The following is a 24,999-nucleotide window of genomic DNA, read 5'->3' as shown; positions in this document are numbered from 1 at the left end:
CTCGTTGAAAAACTATATAAATGCACATCTGGATTTTTCCTTAATGATACCAAAAGAGCTTTTGGAAGAGCCTAAGGTAGTTGCATCATATAATGATAGAGTAAGGGAAGTCATTTCCAGAATGCAAGAAAATAATCAGTGGGTTGTTCCAGTAGTTAGAGATAAGGTTGTTATAGGAGTTATAAGTTATAATGAGTTGCTTAGAAGGAAAGTAAGTCCAGAATCTAAGGTAATAAATTTAATGATACCTTCTAATAATGTTTTAGAAAGTGAAGATGAAGCAAGAGTTGTAGCAAAATTTTATACAACTAAATCTAGAGCCTTAATAGTCGTCGATGATAAGAAAAGATTAGTTGGCATTATAAGTAGAGAAGGATTTTTATCATATTATCTTAGCAGGGGGGAAATACCAGACGCAAAAGTTAGAGAAGTGATGAACAGTCCAGTTATTACGATAGATGCTAACGATTCGGTTGCAAGAGCTAGATGGCTTATGAGTAATAATCATGTATCTAAATTACCGGTCTTGGAAAACAAAAAACTTGTAGGAATTGTTACGACCAGAGATATTGTAAACAGACTATATTCAGAAGGAGGTAAAAAGAAATCATCAATTCTAACTGAAGAAGAAAGATTAATGGCACTCCCAGTCAGAGAAATTATGACATATCCAGTTATTACTACAGATGGAAATCAGAACGTTAAGCAAGCCTTAGAGACCTTGTTAAGGAGAAAGATATCTGGTATGCCAGTCATTGAAGGTGACTTGATAGTGGGAATGTTTAGTGGTATTGATGTTGTAAATCTTATTGCAAAGAAATTTGAACTTGAGATGCCAATAGAGGCTAAACTAAGTGGAGAATTAAAGCAAGGAGACGTTAAAGCAATGATTGACGGTATTCTAGAGAGATATTTGGCAAGACTCGAAAAGTTAACAGAAGTGATAAACTTTAAAGTTACCTTCAAAGAAGTTGCTAAAAGTCAAGATAAGAAAGTTTACCAAGTAACTGCAAGAGCAGTAACAAAGATTGGTGATTTCATAAGTAAAGACTCTGATTGGGATCCAGTAACTGCTGTTAGGAAAGCAGTAGAAAAATTAGAGGAAAGAGTAACTAGAGAGTTAAAGAAAATTGAAGCGAAAGGAAGAAAGCCAAAGGCAGAGGAAGGTTGAAGATTGGTATAGTCCAACCATTAAATACAACTAATGCATTATATCTTACTGAGGAGTCTCTAAAGTCGGGAGCAGAGATAGTACTATTACCAGAAAAATGGATAAGAACGCTAGATGATTTACCATTACATAATTTTCAACAATTAGCTAAGAAATATACAGCGTATATCATACCAGGGGCAATAGAAGATGGAGTTTCAATTATCTCCCCTCTAATTGACCCAAATGGAGAAATAAAAGCTATAGCTAAGAAAATACATCTCTTCGGAGATGAAAAAAATAGATTACTTTCAGGCAGTTCAGCTATAATTTTTAAATATAGAGGAATAAAGATAGGAATAGCGATATGTTATGATGTAGACTTTCCAGAAATAGTTAGAGAAATGTTTTTACGAGGAGTGGAAATACTACTAGTACCCTCAAAAATTCCTAAGGATGGAATAGATTTATGGAGAGAATATTTGAAAGTAAGAGTTTTAGAAAATAGAATAGCTCTAGTTAATGCAAATGCTTTTTCTCCTCCAGAGTATCTAGGTATGAGCATAGCATACATACCTTCGCTCAGAGGAAGATTTATTGAGGCAAAACCTATAGGTGAATTAGGAGATAAAGAAGGACAAATTGTTATTGATATTAATCCTCTTTCCTATATGAGTTTTAGAATTGAAAGGCTTAAAGAATATAAACAGTTTGATATTAAGGAGTTAGAATGATCAGTCCCGGTGGATCTCTTCATAAATCAGTTAAGGACGCGGTCATCATAAACAGAAAACTGAAAGGAGGAAAAAATATTTTACTTTATTCATTATCTTTAGGATGAATTATTAACAATGGTTCTTTTACGACGTTAAGATCTCCCTTAGGATTCTCCGAGACTTGATAAAATATTTTTATATAAACTATATATTTTCCTGCCGTTAAATTAACATTAACTTTTGTTTGATATAAATTAAGTAATAATGTTTTATTTCCTATTTCAATAGTTATATTAAACTCAGTAAATACTTTACTTAATTTCTCTGAATGAAGTAGTTGAATAACGTAAGTTCCATTACTTGAGACAATCACAGTGGCGTTTGATGTAATATTTCCTTTTTCTCCAGGAGTTATATTTCCTAGATTAATATATGCTGGAATTATCTGAGACGTTGAATTACTTACTTGCACATGATAAGAGATATATGCTAATGGACCATATCCATTCACTCCAGCTACAAAAATCCCTGCAGCTACAGCTACCATTGCTATTAATCCAATTAATAGTGCTTTCATCACTCTTTGGTAAAACGTTTCGTTTTTAAATATTTATCTCTATTTCACTCTGTTTCAGTAATGAAATGCTATAATTAAACTATTTTTTAACTATATAAATCATGAATTACATCTACCTATATAGAGAAATAGAGTTTTTAATTAATCCCAAAATCTCTATTTGTGCAGTCAGTAGAACTTCTCATGGAAGTCAATAGCTTAAAATCAGTAGTTAGGGAAGCTTTAGATTTTTCAGAGAAAAACAATTTGGTTCCGCTAATCTCATTCTATTTAGAAGATGATTTATTAAAAAAATTAGTAAAAATGCTAGATTCTAAATTAAAGGATATTTTCAAAAAATATAGCTATAGTAGAGATTTATTCATAAAAGAAGCAAAAAAGATATTAAATACTGAACCAGAAGAAATTTTTACTCATTTTATTTATTATGCTATACCAATAAGTGAAAAAACTGAAATTATGATAATTAAAAATAATTGGATTCCTCCTAGAGCTGTAATATTAAATGGAAAAGTGAGGTTCACTTTTATGCCTTATTCAAATATAGAAGACATGGAAAAAGCAATAAAAACCCAAAATGATGATGACATAATTGTTGAATTTGAAAATGGAATTGTGAAAAACTACGATAGAAAAAGGAATATATTTACAGATTTTAGGAGTGTTACACAAGTATTACAATCTCGAAATAAAGTTAGTGTAAATTTATTCACATCACTAAAATCAATATTTTATCTTACGATTCTAAGTAATAATGTGTACCCCTATAAAAATAAAATAGAAATTAATATAAGAGATGGAGAATTCCACTTTAATATAATCCAGGGAAAGGCTACAAGAGACGATGTTATAAATGGTACTACTTTAACAGCAGAAAGCAAAGCCGAGTTATATTACGACTATAAGAAAAACAGTATAAACAAAGAAATTATATTAAATGGTTTAATTTACAAATTACCTAGTTTTTAATTAAAAATACAATACTAATAAATTAAACATCATACTTCAAATTCTAATGTAAATATGTTTTAAAAATATGTAGTGAAATATTAATTATTTTTCAAATTTACTTATATACCTCAAAAAGAATAAGAATATTGACAATTATGAGACTTAGTTGGGTTATAGGAGGAGCACAAGGTACTGGGATTGATACGGCCGCTAATATTTTTGGAAATGCAGTAGCCTCAGCTGGTTATTATATATATGGAAACAGAGAGTATTACTCTAATATAAAAGGAAGACATAGCTATTTCTCTTTAACAATTAGTGACAAAAGAGTAAGGAGTAATACTCAAAAGATTGATATTTTAGTATCTTTTGATGCAGAAACTGTATTTCAACATTTCTATGACGTTAAAGATATTCTAATTTATAATAAGGCAGTAGAAACAACAAAAATCGATGCTGTACAATCAATGGAACCAGAACTAGCTGAAAGAATAAAGGATTTTCTAACTAAACAAGGGTATGAAACTACAGTTAAGGGAGCTCTTGAATATGCAAGTAAAAATAACGTGACACTAATACCAGTTAACTATGACGAAATAGCTAAGAAAGTCGCTGATGAGATGAAAGTTCCTTTATCAGTTACTGAGAGAGTTAAAAATATTGTAGGAATTACAATCTCATATAAGTTACTTGGTCTAGATGTAAATTACCTTATTGAAGCTATAAACAGTACTTTTAAGCAAGATCTTTATAGGAAAATGAATGAACTTGCGGTTAAAGATTCTTATGATATAGTTGAATCAAGATACAATCTAAAACCGAGTTCAAAGGAGAGAAGAAGATTCTGGTTAGATGGTAACACTGCTGTGGCCATAGGAAAGATTTATGGAGGAGTAAGATTTCAATCATATTATCCGATAACTCCAGCCTCAGATGAAAGTGTATATATAGAGGCCCATCAGGATGTTTTAATGGAGGATCCAATAACTGGAGATAAAAAGAAGGGTACTATCGTTGTAGTCCAAGCTGAAGATGAATTAGCCGCAATAAATATGGCTATTGGTGCAGCACTAACTGGAGTTAGAGCTGCAACAGCTACTTCTGGTCCAGGTTTCTCTTTAATGGTTGAAGGATTAGGATGGGCTGGAATGAATGAGGTTCCAGTTGTAATTACTTATTATATTAGAGGAGGTCCTTCAACAGGTTTACCTACTAGAACTGCTCAATCCGATTTAATATTCCCTATATTTGCTGGACATGGAGAATTTCCAAAGATTGTTTTAGCATCTGGAGATCATGCCGAAGCATTTAAGGATGCTATCTGGGCATTGAACCTAGCAGAAAAATATCAAACACCAGTTATTCATCTTGTTGAGAAAACTTTGGCAAACTCTTATTCAACGATTCCTTATGAGGAACTTGAATTGGATAAATTAAAAGCGGAAAGAGGGAAGATTGTAGAGTCTGGAGATATTAGTTATAAGAGGTTTAAGTTTACTGAAGATGGAATTTCTCCAAGAGCTTTCTTAGGTAAGGCAACAATGTACTATACTGGTGATGAACATAATGAAGAGGGACATATATCAGAGGATGTAGTTAACAGAACTATGATGTATGAAAAGAGAATGAAGAAACTTGAAGTTGCAGATAAAGAAATACCAGAAGAGAGTAGAGTGAAGATTTATGGTGATTTGAACTCAAGAAACTTAATAATCACTTGGGGATCACCCACTGGAGTACTAAGGGATATACTTGAAGAATCAAACTTCGATTTTACCCTACTACAAATTAGAATGTTCTCTCCATTCCCTAAGAATTTAGTGAGTAAGCTTATGGAGGGTAGAGATAAGATAATTACTGTAGAAGGAAACTATCTTGCTCAAACTTCCCTCTTAGTAAAAATGTATACTGGTAAAGACGTTACTAATTCAATTCTAAAATGGAATGGTAGACCATTCTTAAGAGATGAATTAGAAGAAGCATTAATTAAAGTTATTAAAGATGGGGAAAAGAGGGTGGTGTTAAATGGCGGCATTTAAACCTCAATGGAATGATTGGTGCCCTGGATGCGGTAATTTCGGAATTTTAAATGCTGAACAACAAGCGATAGTTGAGCTTGGAGTAGATACCAAGAATGTAGTAGTGGTATCGGGAATTGGTTGCTCTGGTAAAATACCGCATTTCTTTAGAACTCCAATCTCTGGAGTCCATACTCTACACGGAAGAGCAATTGCTTTCGCTACTGGAATAAAGTTATCTAATCCAGATTTAGTAGTTATCGTAAATGGAGGAGATGGTGATCTATTAGGAATAGGTGCGGGACATTTTGTTGCTGCAGGAAGAAGAAATGTTGACATGGTTGTTATTCTTCATGATAATGGAGTTTATGGTTTAACAAAGGGACAAGCTTCACCCACATTAAAAAGAGGAGAAAAACCTAAGTCTTTACCTAGACCTAACATAAATGATGCAGTAAACCCAATAGCTTTAGCAATATCAAGTGGTTATACTTTCGTGGCAAGAGGTTATGCTTATGATGTAAAACATCTAAAAGAATTGATAAAGAGTGCTATAAAACATAAAGGATTAGCCCTAATTGATGTACTTCAACCTTGTCCTACTTACAACGATATAAATACTAAAGAGTGGTATGACAAAAGAATTTATAAATTAGACACATTGCCAGACTGGGATCCAGTAGTTAAAAAACCAGAAGAAGTAAATGAAAAAATAAAGAGAGCAATTGATAAGAGCTTAGAATGGGGAGACAGAATACCAATTGGAATATTTTACCAAAATGAACTAGTGCCCAGTTATGAGGAGCGTATAAAAGCTAATTCACCAGCATATCTTGATTATACACCCGCTAAACAATTAATCGAAAAAGAAGGAAAATTAACCACTATAATTGACCCGTTACTAAAAGAAAGGGAAGTAGACTAATTTTAGTTGATTTAATTTAACTTTTTTACTTTTTTAGAAAAAGAATTGATCAATCATAAATCCTAGAATTTTATTTTTTCTCATCAAAATATACTTTTTTAAATGATGGAGGAAGCTCATTAATATCCTTTGTCGAGACTATTAGTACACAACACCAATCCTTAAATTCCCACGGATCTGCATCTTTAAATATGTAGTATTTTAATCTATCTGGAGCAGATGAATTTTCAATTATTCTGTAATCTTTTACGTTCTTAACAACCACATATACGTTATCTCCTTCAATTTCCTCATTAACTATATTCCATACTACTTTTCTATTCTTCACTTTTTCCCAAGGCTCGGATAATTCGGCTACCTTAAAGCCCGAAGGGGCTTCGCCTATTACTTCAAGGATTTCTTTCATTTCAATATTTCCTTTATCATCTAGTATTACTAAAGTATCTCCTTTTGGATAATAAAGATAGTATTTATTCTCAGCATGACCTATAAGTATAACAAAGATTTTTTCTCCATTAAAATTAAGAAAATACTCGCTCATTAATCCAACCCCGCTATGAAAATATTGTTAGGATCTAATGCTGACTTAATTAATTTAAATGTTGAATATGAAAAACCAAAACATTTTTCATCATCTTGGCAACCTTTTTCTATTATCACTGTATATCCCTTGTCTCTTAATTTTAAAGCATTAGGGTCACAAACTCTAACGTAACCTGCACCCACATATGCTATTCCTTTTTGAAATAGCCTTAATACTTCAATTTCTTCCCCCCTAGCAGTTATTATTCCGAGTATTTTTTCACATTCTAAGTCTATTTTTGGTAAGCCTTCACTAAAGTTAATTGAATATTCTTCGCTCACTTTCTTTATAAAATTGGCAAACCCACCAAATATTAAGTAATTTGTAATTTTAGCACTATTTACAGTTGATAGTATTCCCCACGGTCTAAGAGAAATATATCTAAAAGGATCTTCTACCTCAGCATATGCTATCATTTCAGGTTTTGGAATTAGACGAAATATTAACTCTAAGTAAATTCCGAGGCTACCTAAAGCTCCAGATAAGACTTTCCATATTTTATATCCGCTAGAAAATTTTGTTGTTTTACTTCCACTTCTTATTATTTCTCCATTGCCAGTTACTATTTTTGCACCTAATATGAAGTCTTTAGGATAAGGGTAAAGTAATGAAAAAATCGATGGTTTATTTGTAGAGGCTAAACCACCTAAAGTACCAGAATAAGTAAATGGAAGAAATAATCCCTCGCTCTTTATAGCTTCTTCTAGCATATCCACAGAGACTCCCGCTTGAGCAACAACATATAAATCTGATTTTGAAATTTCTATTATTTTATTCAATTTAGACATAGAAATACAAACATCTGCAAAAAGCTGTTTACCTATATGATTTGTCCCTAATCCGAAAGGATGTACAGTTAATTTCTGCTCGTTAGCCTTTCTAATCAAATTAACTACTTCTTCATAAGAAGAGGGGTAATATATTTCTTTACAATCAGCATTATGTATAAGCAATTTAAACTACATAAATCAATCACTACTGATGCTAAAAAAGTTAAAAGAAATCGTTGGCGATAGATGGGTGATCACTACTGAGGATAAAAAGTTATATGGATTTGATGGCCTAACTGCAGTTAAAAAAGAACCAGAAGCCGTTATATTACCTGGTAATGAAGAAGAAACAATAGAAGTAATACGTGAACTTATACATAACAAAAAGAAGATTATAATTAGAGGTTCGGGTACAAGTTTAAGTGGTGCTACAGTTCCCATAGAAGAGGATGAATATATAGTTTCTCTTTCTAGGCTAAACAAAGTTTATTCTCAAAAGGGGTTTGAAATAGAAGTAGGTCCCGGTATAGTTAACGCAATGGTAACAAAAAATGCACCGTCTCATTTATTTTATGCACCAGATCCTGCTAGTTTTCAGGTATCTAGTATTGGAGGAAATATATCCCATGATTCTGGTGGTATTCATGTAGTGAAATATGGTCCAACGTTTAATAGCGTAATCTCGCTTAAAGTTATTCTACCAAATGGCGAAGTCGAAGAATTCTATCCAACTCCATATTTGAACCTATCTAGCTTATTCATAGGGGCTGAAGGGACTTTAGGTGCAATATTAAGAGCAAAATTGCGCTTATTCCCAAAGCCATTATCTAAGAAGACTGTGATTGGAATATTTAATAGTATAAAAGATGCGGGTAAAGCGATTATTAGTGTTTTTGAAAATGGTGTAATACCATCTGCATTAGAATTAATGGATAGAAATGCTATAAGGGCTATAGAAAAAAGTAGATATAAAGCTGGGATTCCAGATGTAGAGGCTATACTTCTCATAGAATTAGATGGTCATAATATTCAGGTAAATGAGGAAGAGAGTAGAGTGAAGAGAGCAATAGAAGAGAATGAGGGAGAAGTAATAATACCAACTGATGACTCTAGATTCTGGAATGCGAGGAAAGGAGCATTTCCAGCTATGGGAACTATTTCTCCAGCCTATATTACATTAGATTGTAATGTTCTACGAAGTGATTTGCCAAATGTTTTAGAGTTTATATCAAGTGTAGCTGAAAGGTATAGAGTCTATATCGCTAACGTATTTCACGCTGGTGATGGAAACTTACATCCCTTAATCTCATATGATCCAGATGATTTTGATAGTTTTATGAGAGCTGTAAGAGCTAGCGATGAGATCGAAAAGTTTGTAATAGAACATGGAGGAGTTCCGTCGGGAGAACACGGAATTGGTATTGAAAAAATTAAATATATGAATATTTACTACAATGAAAAGGAATTGGAAATACTAAAGATGATTAAGAACAAATTTGATCCAAATAATTTATTCAATCCTTGTAAAATGTTTGGAGGATGCGAAATAAAAAGTAAAGAAATTAAGGTGCTTTGGGAATGGGATTAGAAGAGGAACTAAAAAAATGCGTACATTGTGGTTTTTGCCTAGAAGCTTGCCCTACTTATGTAGTAACAAGATCTGAAGTTCACTCTCCAAGAGGCAGAATAACTGCTGTAAAACTAAACATTCTTAGTGAGGGTATTAATACGTGTATGTATTGTAGAAGATGTGAGCTAGCTTGCCCTAGTGGAGTAATATATTCTGAGATTATAACAAGAGTTAGAAAACCAAATACAATACAAAAAGTAATGTTAAGACTATTAGAGAGACCTCATATTCTTCCTTATTTTATACGAGGAGAATATGCTAAAAAGATTCCAGTTAAGGCTGAGAAACCTATAGAGTATAGAGACAATAATGAAGAGATAATTCTCTTCCCCGGATGTATAACCTCAATTTTCTTTAAAGAAACTGTGCAAAAAACACTAAATTATTTGAAGAGTCTAGGCTATAGAGTAAAGATATATAATGGTTGTTGTGGTTTAGCACATAAGAATGCTGGTGAATTAAATAGAAGTAAAGAGCTGATAGAAAAATTAAGGAAGGAGTTTCATGGAAGGACAATTGTTTCCTTATCTTCTAACTGTTCAGCCCATATGAAAGAGAATGGTTTAGAAGTATATGATTTTCCAGAATTTATAATCAAATTTAATCTACCTTTACCGAAAGTAGAAAGAAGGCTAACTATTCACGAACCTTGTCACGCTAATATTCTAGGGTTAAATAAGTATACAAGAGAAGTTCTTAGCAAGATGGGAGTTGAAATTAGTGAATCGGAGGAACCTTCCTTCGAGTGCGGAGCTGGTGGTGATTATTTCCTATTTCATGAAGAAATTTCTGAGAAGGTAATGCAAGTAAAGAAAGAGAAGACTCTAAAAAGTGGAGTGAACACAGTAGTGTCTACAAATCCTAGTTGCTCATTGGCTTTTATTAAAATGGGACTTAAGCCAATTCATATAGCAGACCTCCTTTAATATTTTTAAGGATTTTTGCTTTTATTACAACCTTTTTTAACTGGTAATTTGCAAACTGACTAAGAAGAGTATTATGTGAAGAATCTAAAATTAAGAGTCCTAACTTAAGACTCTAGACATGATAGTTACAGTTATTAACCAAAAAGGTGGTGTAGGAAAAACTACAACTTCGGTCAACTTAGCTTATACGTTTAGTAAAATAAAAAATAACGTAGCTTTAATGGACTTAGACCCAGAGGGAGGAGCAACAATCTCTTTTGGTATGAAGAGAGATAAGAAAGAACTTAAACTTGGAGAAAAAAGTGTAAATATATTTAACGTCGAGGTTTTCCCTTCTCATATAGGTTTACTTCAACTAGAACTAAATGGTGACATTGAAACTATAGTAAATGATTTAAAGAAATTATCGAATTCTTATGATGTTTTAGTTATAGATACGCCTCCAAATTTAGGTACACTTTCGGTTTCGGCAATGATAGCAGCTGATAAGATTATTTCCCCAATAACTCCACAACCTTTGTCAATAGAAGCTGCTAAGAATTTAGACTCTAGACTTACTACTCTGAAAAAACAAGCCATAGCTTTTACTAATATGTCAAAGAGAGCTGTAAAGATTGAATTCTCTTCTGTGAAGAGTGTAGAGATTTCTATTCCTCCCTCTAAACTCTTTTATGAAGCCTCTAGACTCGGAGTTCCAGCAGTCAGATATGAAGAGTTTAGAGTCAAGAAATTAAAATTCTCACCAATTTTTGAAGAATTAGCGAAACTGGTGTTAGAAAGTTGAGTGAATTAGATCTTATTTTTGGTAGAAAGAAAAAAGAAGAAAAGAAAGAGACTGAAATACAAGTAGAAAAAACCGTAGAAGAGAATAAAAGTATCACGACAAACGCAAATGAAGTTTCGAATAATAATATAGAAGAAATAATGAAAAAATTTATAGATAAAGATCCAAAAATTGGTATATGGAGCTATCCTTCATACCTTGTTCTACAATACCTCTATAATACAGTCCCAGGGTTCAAAATGAGTAGAACTGCTAAGGAAGCCTTAGAAAGAGGCTTAAAAGAAATGTATCCAGACCTCTTTCAAGTTGCAGAAAAAGTAGCTAAAGAAAATGGAAAAATCTAATGTCGTATTACGCTACGGATGCTTTCAACATAAAAATTTTTTATTAGAACTATCTCTTCTTTGTCACTTTGTTGTAAAAAAGAAGTAGAGCAGAAAGTAGTATCATACCAAAACTTATCAATATAAGTAAATAATCAATTTCTAACAATAAATTGTTAGGAATCACAACTAAACTGATAGGCTTAGTATTATTATTAATGAGAACTGCAGGTCCGCTAATTACACTATACGTGTTTGTCCCCTCAACTAAAGTTCCAGCAATTGATTGAGCACGTATAGGTCCGTTAGCTAAAACTTCCGCTTGGGAAATAGTTGTAGATTGATACGGTTTTAATACAATCTCATTATAATTTAGAGTAAGCAGATAATCCCCTAATCCTATAGAGAACAATAGTAAGAAAATTCCAATAATTAATATTTTTTTCCATTTCACACTTTATATTTGTTTCCTCGCCAAAATATATATTTTTGTCTTAACGCAAAAGGAGTAAGAATAAGAGCATAGAAAATAGCAAATAATGATGCTATTGCAGGAATAATATAATATCCTGTACGATAACCCCTTATAATATTTTTTAGAACCCATAGTATTAAAGGAGTGCTATAGATAGGGGATAAAAAAGATAAAATAAGAAAAACTAGCATGAAAACAGAGAGAAGAATAAATGCATGAAACCCTCTTCTTGAATACATATATACAGTTATCATCTGACGTTCTGACCATTTTATTAAATTTCTTTCATCAAATATATTGAGCGGAACAGCATTAATTATAAATCCTATATTTCCTCTCTCCTTTGCAATTCTTGTTAAAGTGCAATCGTCACACCAGTTCTTACTGAGCTCTTCAATAACATATTTATCGAAGAAATCTCTTCTGAATGCCATACTTCCTCCCCAAAGGAATGTACCTCCTACAGCTTGTGACTCAAAGCCAAAAGTCCAAAACCCTGCCCTTATGAAATTTCTTAAAGTTAATTTATATGGTTTAGGCCATGAGAAAACTGTTGTAGCTACAAAATTAGATAAAGGTTTCACAAGTTCCTTAAGCCAATAGCTTGGATACCATGTATCTGAATCAGCGAACACTATGATATTGCCTGAAGCATATTTAAGGCCAGTTAATTGTGCCTTTATTTTTCCGCTACATAAACTACATACATCTTCACTCTTTATTATTTTCACACTATATTTTTTAAGAATAGGTACTGAAGGATCCTCGTAATCATCAACTACATATATAACTTCGTAACGGGGATAATCTTGCGCTAAGAGGGATTTTATATTTTCTTCAAGATTAACATCTAATCCTTTGATTGGTATAATTACTGATGCGAACCCATTAAAGTCACCGTTAATTTTCTTTAGCTCAACTTCTTTGTATATTTGATATATTAATAGTATATCTGCTAGAATTGGTAATGGAATCAAAAATTCTATTAGCATCAATATACTCTAATCTTAACTTCTCAATCAGATTTAAAGCTTTTTCAGATATACCGGGAGATACTAACGCACCTCTTGCCTTTCCATAACTCTCCAAAAAGAACATGTAGTATCTGTGAAGTTGAGAAACCGCTTGAAGTGTTGCCTTACTCCTCTTGAACTCTAATACAAAAGGCGTTCCAAACTTATCATATCCAAAAAGATCAACTATACCATAAGGTATTCTATATTCTCTCTGTATGGGTTTAAATCCTTCTTCTATTAAATTAGGATTTTCCAGTACTAGGTCTACTATATCTTTCTCTGTTCCTTTAATATCGAAATTACCGCTATTTACTTCAGCAGAGGTAAGATAATAGAGTCTTCTAAGAATAATATATAGTCTCTCTTTCGGTCTCTTTCTTATAGACTCTATACTTAATACTCCAGACTCTTTTCTCACAACTATTACACTACCAGGAGGTTGCCAATTTATTGGTTCCCTTTTAGTGTGTTCATGAACAATTACACTGCCATCAACCTTAATTATTATTAGCCTAGAAGCGAGAGAAGCATGAGAATAAGCTCTTCCTTCGTATTGAATTTCGCAATCACCAAACAACGTTATAAGATTGTTATACATGTTTTTAACAAGAAAATGGTATGCTTCCTCCAAACTAGGATTTAGTAATACTTGAGTCACAGTATTACTAGGGGAAATTGCTTAAATAACTTTTTTCATGAAATTGACTATTTCATTTATTTCACTAATTGTTGGATGAAGAGAGTAGAGTAAATTTCTATACATTGAAAAATCTTCAATCCACTCTTTACAGTCTAGAGAGTAGAAATGAGTTATATTTCCATCTTCTGGTATGATAACTTTAGCACAACCCTTTTGTGATTGCAATTCCATAGTTATTTTTCTATTAGTAGTAAATCCGGGTTTATCTTTCATAAATTCTTTATTAACATCTATTAATATACTTATAACTTCAAAATCAAGATATTTTCTAGGATCTAGATAAATATCTTGCATTTCATCTAAGAATTTCATGAGAATTGAAAGAGGTAAATTATTTTGAAGAGAAAATTGAGCTATACCTTCCTTCATAATTTCAGAAAATTCTCTAACTATAGGCTTTATTTTTTCCTCTCCTTCAACACCTTTTTTTACTAGCAAATTGTGCATATCAAAGAATTTTCCTTTCTCAAAGCTAACCCTGAATTTAGGTGAATTAAGTCTAATTATTATGTCATTATTTAACTTGCTATACTCCATACTGTAGAGTTTATAGTTGCAATTGAATAATATAGAGTCTTGATTACACTTAAAATGAAAACTAACTTCACTCATTAGGTACAGAATATAATATGATTGTTAATATTGTTTGAATTTAAAACTTTGAATTCTAATATTAAATTGATGAAATTAAAGATTGTACCGCCTCCCTCACCATATAAAGGAAAGAGGTATGCAGTAGTTTCAAAAAAGAACGCGGAGTATCTAGGAGATTATGCAAGGATTATAACTAAAACCAAGGAGATCGTACTCAAAGTAGGTGTCAGTAATAAAATTGATGATAACGAGATAGGAATTAGTAGACTTTTTATATCAGGGGAAGATGAAGCTGAGGTTGAACCAAAGAAGATAGAAGAGTCTAGAGAAGTAGTTATAAAAACGCCTTTAAGGATAGATGGATTAGAAGATTATATAAGGAAAATTTTATTTAAACAACCTATATATGAAGGGGAGAAAATTTTTATCCCATTTATACATGGTAAAATAGAGATCGAAATAAAAAAGGTAGATAATCAACTTGGTTTTATCGGAAAATCTACACTTATAATTTTAGTCTAGCACCACCATCTACTGGTATAACAACACCATTAACCCATTCAGCCTCTTCAGTTAATAACCAAACGATAACCCTTGCAAAATCTTCGGGAGGAGCTTTAAAATCGCCAAGCTTCCTCAATTTCTTCCAGTCCCTGTCTGGTACAAAGTCTCCATCTATAAAACTTGGAGCAATTCCTACAACCCTAATTCCTCTACTCAGCAATTCAGAGGCTAAAATTTCAACTTCTTTAGCTAAACCTGCCTTTCCAACAGCATAAGAAAGTTGTGTAGGATAAGCTGTATAAATACCCCTAATTGCTGAAACTAGAACTATAGTTGAACCTTCTTTTAATTTACTTAAAGAATAGTGTACAACATATAAAGGAATTTTAATATGGTTATTTATCATCTCATCTAAAGCTTTTAAATCTTCTACAGTATCTTCTATGTAACCTCCAACAGTTACAACTAAGTCAGTAAAATTACCAGCCTTTTCAACAACTTCCCTAGCCTTTTCCAGCGTTGATACATCTCCGACAACATAAGTTATCTCACCTATACTCTCTAGACTCTTCTTTATTTCTTTTAGTTTCTCTTCATTACGAGAATTAATTACAACACTGGCTCCCTCCTTAAGTAGAAAGTATGCAAGAGCATAGCCTAATCCTTTGCTCACTCCAACAATTAATACGCGTCTTCCTTTTAGTCTCATCTTACCCCACCTAAGTATGTTTTTAATTTATCCCCAGATATTATAGGCATACTGCATTTATTTCCTATACATACAAAGGCTCTACTTACTCCTTTATTATAATTTATCATAGAACGCATATATGACGGAAGGTAGTCTTTCTTTGAGTCATCTATTAATTCTACAACCTTCATCGGATAATATAAGGTTAAAGCTGTATCATGTAACCCTTCAGCTTTGCCATCCTTTTCATCTACAATAACTATATGAGCTACTCCTTTAAGAAAGCTCATTACACTAAACAAAACACCAGAAGTAAAAGCAGGAGAACTTTCATAAATTTTTACGTCTATTTTTTCCTCCGTTATTTGAGAGAGCTTAATGAGAGCTTTCAGCCTTAATGATTCTGGTGACTCATTAGGGGAATCGAGCACATAACCCTCTTTATCTTTTAGTGTTTGTGAAAGGGATAAAGCCATATCTTTATACTTATCATTTCCAGTTACCTCATAAGCAGCTATTAGTGCTAAAGTAGATGACGCATAGTCTTCCAGTAATCCTTCTTTGCCTCCTTCAAGTCTTCTTGTAATGTTCTTACTTAACTTACTTACAATTTCTAATGCATCATTTAATCCAGCTTTTAGTATTGGATAAGTATATAGTAAAGCTTCTGCTACCCTAGAATTAGGATAAGTATATAAATTCTCGTCCCTAAAAGGCTTTTTCCTATTCTTCTCTCTATACTCTAGAAGTTTATTCCTTATTTCGTTTAATTTTTCCACGGAATAATATTTTGCAAGATCTCTAGAGTCTATAGTCCTCCTTAAGACTTTTCTTCCTTCTACCTCTTTACCTAGCTTTAAATTAAAGAATTTGAACCAAAAATCAATATCTTCACCTTTTAGCGCATCAGAAAATTCTCCTTCAGTCCATGTATAATAATAACCCTCTATGCCTTCAGAATCAGCGTCAAGACTGTTTGCAAAACCTCCTTCAATTTTCATATCTCTAACAAGAAAATTATACATAAGCCTCAAACAGTCGTATATGTCTGAATCTTGCGTTAGTTGGTATGCTTGTAAATAGTCTAATAAAAGCTCAGCATTATCTATAAGTAATTTTTCAAAATGAGGAACATACCATTCATTGTCCACCGTATATCTGTGAAAACCACCACCAACTTGATCGAATATTCCTCCATAGAACATTTTCTTCAAAGTAAAGAGAGAAAGCTTTCTTTCCGTATCACTACTAGTATAAAAAGAGTAACCTAGTAAAAGCTCATCTACTGTAGGATGCGGAAATTTCATTTCTCCTTGAAGTCCACCATTCTCGAAATCATAAACAGAAACAATACTTGAAATAGAGTTTTCTATTACTTCCCATTCTGGAGTCATAGTATTAAATTGCAGTTTCAGAGATGAAGTAGCCTTAGTAACTTCTAATATCTTTTCTCTATCTTCTTTCCATACTCTCAGAATTTCTCTTAAAAGTCTCTTAAAACCAATTCTTCCGTATCTATCTTCTGGAGGGAAATAAGTCCCTCCGAAAAACACTTTCTTATCTGGTGTCATAAATACTGTTAATGGCCAACCAGATTCTCCGGTGATTGCGCTTACTAGATTTTGTAGCTCTCTATCCAAATCTGGAAGTTCATCCCTATCTACTTTTATCGCAACAAAATTTTCATTTATTATTTTCACGACTTCTGGATCGTTATAAGTTTCTTCGTCCATCACATGACACCAGTGACACCAAGAAGCACCCACATCAACCAGTACTGGTTTATCTTCTTTTTTAGCTCTCTCAAAAGCTTCCTCTCCCCAAGGATACCAATCAATAGGACTATTCACAGCTTGTAAAAGAAATGCACTTTTACTTTCTTTTAACCTATTCATTAACATATTTTAATGATGTATTAGAATAAATTTGTTTGGATTATTGTTGTCTCTTTTTAAGAAACAAATAGAATGATAAAGCTATTAAACCAAGTCCTATACCAATAAATCCCTGAGAATTAGATACGTTATCCGCACTAGAGCTTTTATCATTAAGGAAAGTTATATTTAATGTTATATTATTATTAAGAGCTAGAATATAAAAATTTGTAGTAATATTGTTAATAAACATAGTTTTTGATGAATAAATATAAAGAAGAGAATTATTTAAAGCATAAAACTCTGTTGATTTATTTATTATAAGCGAAGACCCATTACTAAAAGTTACTCTAATATTTCCAGATCCATTAAGATTTAAAGAAACTTTTACAAATTCTGGTATGGCTGTAATATTAAGTGTTTCAGAACTATTTATAGCTCTAGTGTATTCGATGTACCTTGTCCCATTTATCTCCACATAGTAACTTGGATTTAGAGGAGAAACTGAAATTATTACACTTCTATTAAAAGTTAGGAGAGTAGAATTATGTAGGAAAATCGATGAGTCATTGGTAATTACTAAGACTTCCACGGGTCCTTTAATAATTATCTTTAGTGCATAACTATTAGTTACCGTGCTAGATAATGCTACAAATATTAAAATAATTAATAGTGATAGCAGAAGCTTTCTCACATAATATCTCTAGAGTATTAAAAGAAGAGAGTAGAGTCACAATATTATTTTTCCCTTATCGTATACGGACTCATTAACTTCTTTATAGGGTAAAATTATTGTATCTCTATTTACAAATACACCATCATATATTACTACCTCATCACCCAAAATAACTGAATCTAATCTAACCCATTTTCCTAAATTATCTTTATCACCTAAGATACTATCTCTAATATAACTAAAACTATCGACTTTAACATCTTCCATTAATATACTTTGGTCTATATAAACACCATTACCAATTGACGTATTCTTACCAATAATACTATTAAATATGAATGAGTCCTCACTTATATTTACGCCACTACTTATATAATAAGGTGGAATTAGGTTAACTTTTTCACTCACTTTTGCTTCTTCATTAATATATCCCTTAGGATATTTTAAAGATAGAAGTTGTAAATTTATTCTTATGTAATCTGATGGTACTCCAATATCCATCCATAATCCATCATATTTATAAACAGCTATACAAGTATTATCAGATAGAAGTTTTGGTAGAAAATTCTTAGCTATGCTTTGCCCATCTATTTTTTCTAATAATTTTTTCTTAAATACATATATACCCGCATTTATAAGGTTAGATACCGGATTCTTTGGTTTTTCTATTATTTGTACTAAGCGTTCTCCCTCCGTTATTAAAACACCATATCTTCTAGGATCTTCTACAGGTTTTCCTACTATCGTTGCATCACAACCTTCTTTTTCATGAAATTTAAGTAATGATTTTATATCCAATTCATTATAAATATCTCCGTATATTACAAGAACATCATCAGATAGATTATATCTTTGTGAGATCAATTTCAATGGTCCTGCATCTCCTAGTCTCTCTTTCTCTATTACTGGAATTACTTTTCTATTTTCACCTTCAATATGAGACAAAATTTTGTCTGCCATAACACGAAGGGATAAATATACCTCATTTATTCCAGCTATTTCTAATGAATCTAAAATATAATCCAAAAGAGGCTTATCCAAAATGGGTAAAAGAGCTTTAGGTTTTGTGAGACTTAACGGTCTTAATCTAGTTGCATATCCTCCAGCTAATACTATAGCTGAGACCATAAGAAATATAGGATACAAAGATAAAAAAATTACTTATTAAGATATTTCTGCAATTTTTTATCTGCTTCGTCCCAATTTACTAAATTCCACCATGCGTTCACATAATCAGCTCTCTTATTCTTATACTGTAAGTAGTATGCGTGCTCAAACTCATCTAATATCAATATTATTGGTAATTCAGCTATATGGTTCTGGAAATGGTTCTCGAATGTCATTATTTCTAAATTACCGGACTCCGTGTCATAATACAAGACTGTCCAACCAGTACCTGGTAAGCTATTAGCAGCTTCTGTGAATAACTGCTTAAATTTATCAAAACTACCATACTGTTTATCTATCAAATCTGCTAAGGCACCACCAGGTTTTCCTCCACCCTTACCAGCTGGAGCCATGTTCTGCCAGTATAATGCATGAAGCTTATGTCCATTAATATTGAATACTAATCCTCTTAATAACCCTTGTATATCGTACTGTCCAGAAGTGATTTCACCTCTAATTATCTTCTCTAGTCTCTCTAAAAATGAGTTTGCACCGTTAACATAGCCCTTATGATGCCCGTTATAATGAACATCTATAATATCTTTACTTATATATGGTTCTAATGCATCTACCTTATATGGAAGTGGAGGTAGTTCGTACTTTTTGAATTGTATTTGTATTGCCATAAAAGAGATTTTGGATAGTAGATTAAATATCTTATTTAGAATAACTACTAAATACTAGTTTGATTTTAGTTGTATAATTGACGAGTCAATATATGAACTTTTCAATAAGAATATAGAAAAACATTATTATTTAAAGATTTTCTTCCTTTGTTTAATACTCGTAATCTTATATTCGTAATAAAAGGAATAATATTTAGATATTAGAATGAGTTAGGATGATACCATAATAATTGTTCTTCTGATCCTAGCGCTACATAAATTCTTGGCAATCCAAAAAGAGTTATTTAAAATTTTTATATTACTTAATCTAAGGGGAAAGGCTTTTTAACATATTATAAACGCTAATAATTATTTGCAAATAATCTTATGAAAATTCTTCTTTTATGATAGAGTTTAACAACATTTTTAGATTTTTTACAGAAGAGAGAACTATAATACGTTAAATTGAACTAATAAAATTTATTTATGTTCTACTATTATATTTATTTTGAAATGAGTATCTTAATTAATGACGCTAAAGAATTAACTAAGAAGATCATAATAATGATAATTAATGGTGTGCTAAGTTTTTATATTGCATTACATTTCACAAATCTAAATTTTGCATATATTACACTAGGTTTGGTATTTGCAATATCATTTCTAATAGAGAATATTTTACTACCAGTTTTAATAATTTCATCAATAGTTGTATCTAATCTTAATTTACTTGAAGAAATTATTAATGGTATAGTCTCTTTTCCTAACATAGAAAAAATAGCTTTCTTATTAGTTTTTTTACTTATCATTCCTTTAATACATTTAGCGATAAGAAGAAATTCTAGGTCTTTGATAACAGCTGGGAACTTAATTCTTCAGAACTTTAATCCAACCATAGCAGCTATCCTATATTATTCTGGTGTTTCATTCAATGAATCTTATGTAGATGGAATATTTTCCTTTTTACCCTTCATCTATTTACTTACCGTAAATTTTAATAATCATGTAATTCTAGAATCAATCATATTAATTTTAATAGGTTCAATTCTATATTCAATTAACTCAAAATTTTATAGCGTAGTTGGAATTATTCCTATTACTATTTCTGCTTATTACTTTTCTACTCTTTTTAATTCTCCATATTTCTTTTATGGTATTATTTTAAGTTTAGCTATAAATATAATAGATAGAGTAATTAACTTTACTAAAACTATAAATGAAAACAGAGAAGCTACCGCTAATTTAAAAAATAGAATTAATGAAGAAATAAAGAATATACAGGCAGTATTATATTCTTTAAGAAGTGAAATAGGAAAAGAAGGGGGAGATTTAATTAAAATTATAGATGGAACTTTTAGTTCTATATCTGCTATACAAAATAAACTGAATGAATGTAAAAATATAAATTGCCTTAGTGAGGTAAATGACGAGTTACTTAGCCAGAAAAGAATTTTAACGATAGAAATTAACAACTTAATTTTCGACAAAATAAGAGGATATAACGATTTTACATTGAAACTAAAGAAAATTGGGATAAATTTATCAGAAATTGAGTATCCAAAGGAAGAAATAAAATTAGAACAGTTTATAGATTTTTATAGACATCTAAAACAAACAATTGAAACAAACATAATTTTAGCAACTAACCTCCTAAATGCATTTGTTGAAAATACAAACAAGACAATCGGAGTAAATTTAGATAAATTAAACATTATTAATATGAACTATATCAGTGAAAGATTAAATAATATGGATGTTCAAATTCTAAGTAAAAAATTAGACTTATGTGCTAGTAAAGCATTAGAGGTTATCCAGCTTTTCACTGAGGAAGAAAGTTATGAGATAAAGAAATCTTTAGCAGATATCCCATTACAACCATTCACTATAAACAAAGTAGGAAATGCAACTAAATTACTAGAAAAACTAAATAATTTTCTTCTAGTAGAGCTAATCGAATTACAGAATACTTTAAAAACTATATCAACTATTTATAAGAGTGCAGAAATAGATAATATGATAAGTCTAATAAACATAGAAATACAGACTCTTCAAACTTCAGAAATGCCTTATTGTGAAAAAATATCCAGATTATATAGTTCAATTTCTGAATTAAAGGAGGCTATAGAATTGGCTAACAATAAAGATACTCTAACACAGTTAAGCGAATTAGTAGATACTTTATTGCCACAAATTTTGGAAACTGGTGAAATAAATCTAAGTGATATTGGTATTAATGAAAATTATGCTAACTTTATTATAGCGCTTTTAAATAAAAAAGGATTTAAAGCAGAAATTAACGGAAATAAAATCCGTGTAGGAATTAACACAAAAGAATAAAATTTATTTTTAAGTTCTTAGTTTATCTTAATCGTCTTATCGTAATTTCAGCATGGTCACCAACTATATCGGCCTTGAAAAGATATCTAGGGGAATTTCTTAAAAGCTGATGCGTACAAATTATCCTATCTTGATCTGCTATAACAATTAATACGTCTCCTGCTTTCATAGATACTAGAATTTTTGATATTTCTAAAATATATTCTTCACAAGGCTTACCTCTTAGATCTAGTTTTAATTGCTGTGACATACTTCATATTAGTATTGAGTGTTTAAAAATTTAAGAATCTAACTTGCTCTTTATTTGATTTACGAATTTCTTCTTGTTCTTTAATTACTTTATCCCATAAACTATCGTAATTATTGAATAAATAAATATAAACTTCACTAATGCGTGTTATAATTTCTTTTTCACTAAGAGAATGAATCCTTAAACCAACTCTACCCACTGCACCTCCTCTAACCATAAGCCAATGTGCAAAAACTTCAATAGGATATTTTGACATTACATATTCTTTCTCCAACTTCTTCTCATATAACCAATATAGTTCCCTGATAAAGTTAGATGAAATTACTCTTTTCATTGTATCTTTCCATTTCTCGAAATAAATATCTCCTTCCTTTACAATAACATTCCTAAGATAATTATACATTTCCTCAGCTTCACTTTCACTTATTAGTGCTAACCCAGTTATGGCAAATACAAAATCCTTTTGAGCCATTAGAGCGTCAAAATCTTTATTAACATATAACCAAGCCGTTGCAGCGAATGAATTAATTATCCCAAACATTAGTTTGTCGATAAGTTCTTCTTTATTTATTTTTACACTTACTTTTTCTCCAGATAATATCTTTAGTAACTCATCATAATCAACAACACCAGCAAATATTAACTTTCCATCAACAAATATTGACGGAGTAGAAATTACTCCTCTCTCAAATGCTAAAAATGGATAAAGTTCTGTATCAATTATCGTTACCTTACTCAAAAGTCCTTTCTTTTCTAAAAATTCAATTAGAAAATTACACTCAATACAATTCTTGTGAGTAAATATTTCTACTTTCATAGCCTTATTTTTGTTGAATTAAAACAATTTAGGTTTTTCTTCCACCATAAGGAATCATATCGTTTATCTAGTAACCAAACTAATGCAGTATCATTTATATTTCTTATAGACCTACCTATAGCTTGTTTTACAGTAATTAAAGCCGGTATCATTATTAGATATTCTTTCTCTTTTCCTCCCAGTTTTTCTGAAATTTTCTTAGAAAGTAATTTCATATAATCATCTTCTGGAGGATAAGGGACACCAACTAAGACTACATCTGAAATTAAACTTCTATCATTATCCGTTATCTCTACACCCTCAGTTATTTTTCCTCTTCCTACGCCAGCTATTATATATTTTTGTCTGCTCTCTTTAACTATTTTTATAACATCATCAATTCTTGTTCCTTCATTTTCTAAGATTTTATTTACATTAACATAACTCATTACTTTTTCCATTATCTGATAAGATGGAAATACTGCTAACACATGATTTCTAGCTTGATAGTAAATTTTTAACAAATACGAGGAATATTTTTTCCACATTGCTTCACTTCTTAGATCGTATTTAGAAGTCACATCTATCGCTATTTTACATTGATAACTGCCTGTTACTTTTTTCTTTACTTCTTTCTCTACGTTTATATATAAAATTTTTCTAGAAATTCCTATTACTTTCTCTAAGTATTCCTTTGGTGGTAAAGTACCGGACATTAATAAAATAGAAAGATTTTCATCATTTAGTAAGTTGTAATATTGGTTTAGCTCTAATGTTTTTAGGACAATTTTATTAGAAAAAGAAAAAGGTATAAAATTTCCAGTAGAATACGTAGCGTAAAAACGGATCACAGAGCCCAGATAGATTCTAGACACGCTTTTCGATTTTATTGCCTCTTTTCTTAATTCTTCGTACTCATCAACTAACAGTGAGAGTTCCTCATCTGACAACTCAGGCACTTTATCTAATTTTATATATTTTTCATCTTGATAAGTTAGAGTTTTTAACTCTTTTATGAGTCTATCTAATATCCTTCTTACTTCTTCGCTCTTGCTCTGTTTTATTGCCATTGAGAGAATAAATTCACTTAGTGTTCTTTCCTCAATTTCACTTACTTTATCTATATTATGAGCCTCATCTATTACTATGAAATATTCTTCTAAGTTGATGTCAAGTAAACTAAGATATTTTTCAATAAAAAAATAAGGGTACGTTATTGTAATGATATCAGCTTCCTTTGCTGATTCTAACAGAGAATAATAGGGACAGAACCCTTCTTTTATACCATTTTCTTTTAATTCTTTAAGTTTCTCAAAAGGGGATTTATCTATTTTAACTTCTATAGCATTTTTTATCTCACAGTATTTACAATTAATATCTTCAGTATCTACATCCTTAGCTGCAAAGGGACAAGCACTAGGCTTACCTATAACAAACGAAAATTTTAGAGAAGGATCAATTTTCTTTACATCCCTATATACTGGAAAATATTCATTATGCGTTCTAACTACAAAGATCACTTTACCCTTAGTATTAAGACCAACTAAAAGAGAAAAAAGTGTTTTACCACTCCCCGTAGGGGAGTTTAATGCGACTAAAAAACCTTCTTTGACAGCATTTATTACTTTATCTTTTAATTGCTTTTGCCAATCTCTTAACTCCACTTTTTAAAATTCTTCAAGCTTAGCTAAAACTTCTTCTAACATAATGAATTTAACGTAATCCTTTTCAGCCAAAGTAAGTAAATCTTTAGCTTTTGCTTTTACTTTAACCGTAGAAAGAAATGGCATTACAAGTTCTACTTTTGCAATAGTTGAAATATCATTTACTATTTCAGTTGATGGTTGTTTGTTGGTTATTACTATTGCTCTGACTTCTGCAGATGGTGAAATATTCTTTATTTCTATTATCCTATAGTCAATCTTATTTAATAGCTTTTCCTCATTTATACTCAACTTATT

General features: G+C 31.2%; 27 protein-coding genes. 11 read left to right on the top strand and 16 right to left on the bottom strand.

Features of this window, described 5'->3' with window-relative positions; translation table 11 throughout:
• Positions 1-43 precede the first annotated feature (43 nt).
• Together STK_RS12735 and STK_RS12730 are read left to right on the top strand one after the other, a co-directional pair.
• Entirely contained in the window at positions 44-1,171 is a 1,128-nt protein-coding gene (locus STK_RS12735) for a CBS domain-containing protein (protein WP_010980390.1), read from the top strand.
• Entirely contained in the window at positions 1,168-1,884 is a 717-nt protein-coding gene (locus STK_RS12730) for a carbon-nitrogen hydrolase family protein (protein WP_052846768.1), read from the top strand. The genes STK_RS12735 and STK_RS12730 overlap by 4 nt, the downstream gene beginning before the upstream one ends.
• A gap of 85 nt (positions 1,885-1,969) precedes the next feature.
• On the opposite strand, the gene STK_RS12725 is transcribed toward STK_RS12730, so the two are convergent.
• Complete coding sequence (locus tag STK_RS12725) at positions 1,970-2,443, bottom strand: hypothetical protein (RefSeq protein WP_052846767.1); 474 nt, start codon at positions 2,441-2,443, stop codon at positions 1,970-1,972.
• A gap of 162 nt (positions 2,444-2,605) precedes the next feature.
• On the opposite strand from STK_RS12725, the gene STK_RS12720 reads away from it, so the two are divergent.
• From STK_RS12720 to STK_RS12710, 3 genes are all read left to right on the top strand, one after another.
• Positions 2,606-3,412, top strand: coding sequence for a hypothetical protein (locus tag STK_RS12720; protein ID WP_010980387.1), 807 nt, complete (start codon positions 2,606-2,608; stop codon positions 3,410-3,412).
• 137 nt (positions 3,413-3,549) lie between these two features.
• Positions 3,550-5,433, top strand: coding sequence for a 2-oxoacid:ferredoxin oxidoreductase subunit alpha (locus STK_RS12715; RefSeq protein WP_010980386.1), 1,884 nt, complete (start codon positions 3,550-3,552; stop codon positions 5,431-5,433).
• A complete protein-coding gene (locus STK_RS12710; RefSeq protein WP_010980384.1) occupies positions 5,420-6,337 on the top strand; it encodes a 2-oxoacid:ferredoxin oxidoreductase subunit beta in 918 nt (305 codons plus the stop codon). The genes STK_RS12715 and STK_RS12710 overlap by 14 nt, the downstream gene beginning before the upstream one ends.
• A gap of 70 nt (positions 6,338-6,407) precedes the next feature.
• Here STK_RS12710 and STK_RS12705 read toward each other — a convergent pair whose 3' ends face one another.
• Together STK_RS12705 and STK_RS12700 are read right to left on the bottom strand one after the other, a co-directional pair.
• The gene (locus tag STK_RS12705) at positions 6,408-6,878 is read right to left on the bottom strand and encodes a hypothetical protein (protein ID WP_010980383.1); all 471 of its coding nucleotides are present in this window, start codon (positions 6,876-6,878) and stop codon (positions 6,408-6,410) included.
• Positions 6,878-7,873, bottom strand: coding sequence for an FAD-binding oxidoreductase (locus tag STK_RS12700; protein WP_232616485.1), 996 nt, complete (start codon positions 7,871-7,873; stop codon positions 6,878-6,880). The genes STK_RS12705 and STK_RS12700 overlap by 1 nt, the downstream gene beginning before the upstream one ends.
• Positions 7,874-7,901: 28 nt before the next feature.
• Here STK_RS12700 and STK_RS12695 point away from each other — a divergent pair, with 28 nt between their 5' ends.
• The 4 genes from STK_RS12695 (at position 7,902) to STK_RS12680 (ending at position 11,374) form a co-directional block, all read left to right on the top strand.
• Entirely contained in the window at positions 7,902-9,278 is a 1,377-nt protein-coding gene (locus STK_RS12695) for an FAD-binding oxidoreductase (protein ID WP_010980381.1), read from the top strand.
• On the top strand, positions 9,269-10,246 hold the full coding sequence (locus STK_RS12690) for a (Fe-S)-binding protein (RefSeq protein WP_010980380.1): 978 nt from the start codon (positions 9,269-9,271) through the stop codon (positions 10,244-10,246). Before STK_RS12695 ends, STK_RS12690 begins: the two co-directional genes overlap by 10 nt.
• Before the next feature lie 118 nt (positions 10,247-10,364).
• Positions 10,365-11,030, top strand: coding sequence for a ParA family protein (locus STK_RS12685; protein ID WP_010980379.1), 666 nt, complete (start codon positions 10,365-10,367; stop codon positions 11,028-11,030).
• Positions 11,027-11,374: a hypothetical protein gene (locus tag STK_RS12680; RefSeq protein WP_052846765.1), complete on the top strand. Its 348-nt coding sequence runs from the start codon at positions 11,027-11,029 to the stop codon at positions 11,372-11,374. The genes STK_RS12685 and STK_RS12680 overlap by 4 nt, the downstream gene beginning before the upstream one ends.
• Positions 11,375-11,423: 49 nt before the next feature.
• Here the strand turns inward: STK_RS12680 and STK_RS12675 are convergent, their stop codons facing one another.
• From STK_RS12675 to STK_RS12660, 4 genes are read right to left on the bottom strand one after another with little or no spacing between them, the layout of a single operon-like run.
• Positions 11,424-11,807, bottom strand: a complete 384-nt coding sequence (locus STK_RS12675) for a hypothetical protein (protein ID WP_010980377.1) — start codon at positions 11,805-11,807, stop codon at positions 11,424-11,426.
• A complete protein-coding gene (locus STK_RS12670) occupies positions 11,804-12,820 on the bottom strand; it encodes a glycosyltransferase (RefSeq protein ID WP_010980376.1) in 1,017 nt (338 codons plus the stop codon). Before STK_RS12670 ends, STK_RS12675 begins: the two co-directional genes overlap by 4 nt.
• The gene (nucS, locus tag STK_RS12665; protein ID WP_010980375.1) at positions 12,744-13,502 is read right to left on the bottom strand and encodes an endonuclease NucS; all 759 of its coding nucleotides are present in this window, start codon (positions 13,500-13,502) and stop codon (positions 12,744-12,746) included. The genes STK_RS12670 and nucS overlap by 77 nt, the downstream gene beginning before the upstream one ends.
• A gap of 21 nt (positions 13,503-13,523) precedes the next feature.
• On the bottom strand, positions 13,524-14,081 hold the full coding sequence (locus STK_RS12660) for a hypothetical protein (protein ID WP_052846764.1): 558 nt from the start codon (positions 14,079-14,081) through the stop codon (positions 13,524-13,526).
• A 144-nt stretch (positions 14,082-14,225) separates the two neighbouring features.
• On the opposite strand from STK_RS12660, the gene STK_RS12655 reads away from it, so the two are divergent.
• A complete protein-coding gene (locus STK_RS12655) occupies positions 14,226-14,660 on the top strand; it encodes a hypothetical protein (RefSeq protein ID WP_010980373.1) in 435 nt (144 codons plus the stop codon).
• Here STK_RS12655 and STK_RS12650 read toward each other — a convergent pair.
• Genes STK_RS12650 through STK_RS12630 form a run of 5 tightly spaced genes read right to left on the bottom strand, consistent with a single transcriptional unit; the run spans position 14,644 to position 19,676 of the window.
• Positions 14,644-15,351, bottom strand: coding sequence for an SDR family NAD(P)-dependent oxidoreductase (locus tag STK_RS12650; protein WP_010980372.1), 708 nt, complete (start codon positions 15,349-15,351; stop codon positions 14,644-14,646). The two genes, STK_RS12655 and STK_RS12650, sit on opposite strands and share 17 nt — an antisense overlap.
• On the bottom strand, positions 15,348-17,234 hold the full coding sequence (locus STK_RS12645) for a thioredoxin domain-containing protein (protein WP_010980371.1): 1,887 nt from the start codon (positions 17,232-17,234) through the stop codon (positions 15,348-15,350). The genes STK_RS12650 and STK_RS12645 overlap by 4 nt, the downstream gene beginning before the upstream one ends.
• Positions 17,235-17,268: 34 nt before the next feature.
• Positions 17,269-17,901, bottom strand: a complete 633-nt coding sequence (locus STK_RS12640; RefSeq protein ID WP_010980370.1) for a hypothetical protein — start codon at positions 17,899-17,901, stop codon at positions 17,269-17,271.
• Positions 17,902-17,937: 36 nt separating this feature from the next.
• Complete coding sequence (locus tag STK_RS12635; RefSeq protein ID WP_010980369.1) at positions 17,938-19,011, bottom strand: nucleotidyltransferase family protein; 1,074 nt, start codon at positions 19,009-19,011, stop codon at positions 17,938-17,940.
• Positions 19,012-19,040: 29 nt separating this feature from the next.
• Entirely contained in the window at positions 19,041-19,676 is a 636-nt protein-coding gene (locus STK_RS12630; protein WP_010980368.1) for a superoxide dismutase, read from the bottom strand.
• Positions 19,677-20,168: 492 nt separating this feature from the next.
• On the opposite strand from STK_RS12630, the gene STK_RS12625 reads away from it, so the two are divergent.
• A complete protein-coding gene (locus STK_RS12625; protein WP_052846762.1) occupies positions 20,169-21,992 on the top strand; it encodes a hypothetical protein in 1,824 nt (607 codons plus the stop codon).
• Positions 21,993-22,014: 22 nt separating this feature from the next.
• Here STK_RS12625 and STK_RS12620 read toward each other — a convergent pair whose 3' ends face one another.
• From STK_RS12620 to STK_RS12605, 4 genes are read right to left on the bottom strand one after another with little or no spacing between them, the layout of a single operon-like run.
• Positions 22,015-22,242, bottom strand: coding sequence for a sulfurtransferase TusA family protein (locus tag STK_RS12620; RefSeq protein ID WP_010980366.1), 228 nt, complete (start codon positions 22,240-22,242; stop codon positions 22,015-22,017).
• 22 nt (positions 22,243-22,264) lie between these two features.
• The gene (locus STK_RS12615; protein WP_010980365.1) at positions 22,265-23,059 is read right to left on the bottom strand and encodes a thioredoxin family protein; all 795 of its coding nucleotides are present in this window, start codon (positions 23,057-23,059) and stop codon (positions 22,265-22,267) included.
• A complete protein-coding gene (locus STK_RS12610; RefSeq protein WP_010980364.1) occupies positions 23,056-24,702 on the bottom strand; it encodes a helicase C-terminal domain-containing protein in 1,647 nt (548 codons plus the stop codon). Before STK_RS12610 ends, STK_RS12615 begins: the two co-directional genes overlap by 4 nt.
• Before the next feature lie 3 nt (positions 24,703-24,705).
• Complete coding sequence (locus STK_RS12605) at positions 24,706-24,993, bottom strand: hypothetical protein (RefSeq protein ID WP_052846761.1); 288 nt, start codon at positions 24,991-24,993, stop codon at positions 24,706-24,708.
• Between the last annotated feature and the right edge of the window lie 6 nt (positions 24,994-24,999).

Origin of the sequence: Sulfurisphaera tokodaii str. 7, from assembly GCF_000011205.1 — an archaeon.
In the GTDB taxonomy this organism is placed as follows: Archaea; Thermoproteota; Thermoprotei_A; order Sulfolobales; family Sulfolobaceae; genus Sulfurisphaera; species Sulfurisphaera tokodaii.
Note: the sequence above shows the minus strand (reverse complement) of the source record. Positions and strands in the feature narration are given on the sequence as shown.

Coding starts and splice junctions, on each gene's coding strand:
- STK_RS12735 (WP_010980390.1), top strand. CDS start 44: ATGATACCAAAAGAGCTTTTGGAAGAGCCTAAGGTAGTTGCATCATAT.
- STK_RS12725 (WP_052846767.1), bottom strand. CDS start 2,443: ATGAAAGCACTATTAATTGGATTAATAGCAATGGTAGCTGTAGCTGCA.
- STK_RS12715 (WP_010980386.1), top strand. CDS start 3,550: ATGAGACTTAGTTGGGTTATAGGAGGAGCACAAGGTACTGGGATTGAT.
- STK_RS12710 (WP_010980384.1), top strand. CDS start 5,420: ATGGCGGCATTTAAACCTCAATGGAATGATTGGTGCCCTGGATGCGGT.
- STK_RS12705 (WP_010980383.1), bottom strand. CDS start 6,878: ATGAGCGAGTATTTTCTTAATTTTAATGGAGAAAAAATCTTTGTTATA.
- STK_RS12695 (WP_010980381.1), top strand. CDS start 7,902: ATGCTAAAAAAGTTAAAAGAAATCGTTGGCGATAGATGGGTGATCACT.
- STK_RS12690 (WP_010980380.1), top strand. CDS start 9,269: ATGGGATTAGAAGAGGAACTAAAAAAATGCGTACATTGTGGTTTTTGC.
- STK_RS12685 (WP_010980379.1), top strand. CDS start 10,365: ATGATAGTTACAGTTATTAACCAAAAAGGTGGTGTAGGAAAAACTACA.
- STK_RS12670 (WP_010980376.1), bottom strand. CDS start 12,820: ATGCTAATAGAATTTTTGATTCCATTACCAATTCTAGCAGATATACTA.
- STK_RS12660 (WP_052846764.1), bottom strand. CDS start 14,081: ATGGAGTATAGCAAGTTAAATAATGACATAATAATTAGACTTAATTCA.
- STK_RS12655 (WP_010980373.1), top strand. CDS start 14,226: ATGAAATTAAAGATTGTACCGCCTCCCTCACCATATAAAGGAAAGAGG.
- STK_RS12650 (WP_010980372.1), bottom strand. CDS start 15,351: ATGAGACTAAAAGGAAGACGCGTATTAATTGTTGGAGTGAGCAAAGGA.
- STK_RS12645 (WP_010980371.1), bottom strand. CDS start 17,234: ATGTTAATGAATAGGTTAAAAGAAAGTAAAAGTGCATTTCTTTTACAA.
- STK_RS12635 (WP_010980369.1), bottom strand. CDS start 19,011: ATGGTCTCAGCTATAGTATTAGCTGGAGGATATGCAACTAGATTAAGA.
- STK_RS12630 (WP_010980368.1), bottom strand. CDS start 19,676: ATGGCAATACAAATACAATTCAAAAAGTACGAACTACCTCCACTTCCA.
- STK_RS12625 (WP_052846762.1), top strand. CDS start 20,169: ATGAGTATCTTAATTAATGACGCTAAAGAATTAACTAAGAAGATCATA.
- STK_RS12620 (WP_010980366.1), bottom strand. CDS start 22,242: ATGTCACAGCAATTAAAACTAGATCTAAGAGGTAAGCCTTGTGAAGAA.
- STK_RS12615 (WP_010980365.1), bottom strand. CDS start 23,059: ATGAAAGTAGAAATATTTACTCACAAGAATTGTATTGAGTGTAATTTT.